Annotated in this window: 1 protein-coding gene and 1 pseudogene; both read left to right on the forward strand. The window is 64.9% G+C overall.

The annotated features are described in order from the left end of the window. Positions 1-283, forward strand: a pseudogene (locus tag JMF90_RS39270) (allantoinase); the annotation flags it as partial. Then, positions 280-709: 2-oxo-4-hydroxy-4-carboxy-5-ureidoimidazoline decarboxylase (gene uraD / locus JMF90_RS39275; protein WP_201326571.1), on the forward strand; the 430-nt coding region annotated here is incomplete at its 3' end. The pseudogene JMF90_RS39270 and the gene uraD, both read left to right, overlap by 4 nt.

A 709-nucleotide genomic window follows, 5' to 3' on the forward strand; every position in this document is an offset into this window, starting at 1 on the left:
CGCGACGCCGCAGGGCTTCAATACCGGCGATCACTTCTTCGATTACCTGCGCGATGCGTTCGACGTGCTGTACGCGGAGGGCGACGAGGCGCCGAAGATGCTGTCGATCGGCATGCACTGCCGGCTGCTCGGCCGGCCGGGCCGGTTCCGCGGGCTGCAGCGGTTCCTCGATCACATCGAGAAGCACGATCGCGTATGGGTGACGCGCCGTGTCGATATCGCGCGTCACTGGCGTGAACATCATCCGTATCAGCCCAATCATCGAAACGAAGGGAAAGCATGAAGGCGATGCGCTACACGTTGGAACAACTGAACACGATGGCGCCGAGCGCATTCGTCGCGGCGCTGTCCGGGATCTTCGAACATTCGCCGTGGGTGGCCGAGGTCGCCGCGGGCCAACGGCCGTTCGCGAGCATCGATGCGTTGCACCAGACGATGTCGAATGCGGTGGAAACCGGCGGCGAAGCGCGCCAGCTCGCACTGATCAACGCTCACCCGGAACTGGCCGGCAAGGCCGCCGTGCGCGGCGAGCTGACGGCCGAGTCGACCCGCGAGCAAAGCGGCGCGGGCCTCGACCAGTGTACGCAGGAAGAGTTCGACAAGCTGCTGACGCTGAACCGCACGTATCGCGAGAAGTTCGGCTTCCCGTTCATCCTCGCGGTGCGCGGCTATGACCGCCACGGCATCATCGCGAACTTCGAGTCACGCG

Source organism: Burkholderia sp. E168m23 (genome assembly GCF_016586125.1).
GTDB lineage: Bacteria > Pseudomonadota > Gammaproteobacteria > Burkholderiales > Burkholderiaceae > Burkholderia > Burkholderia orbicola.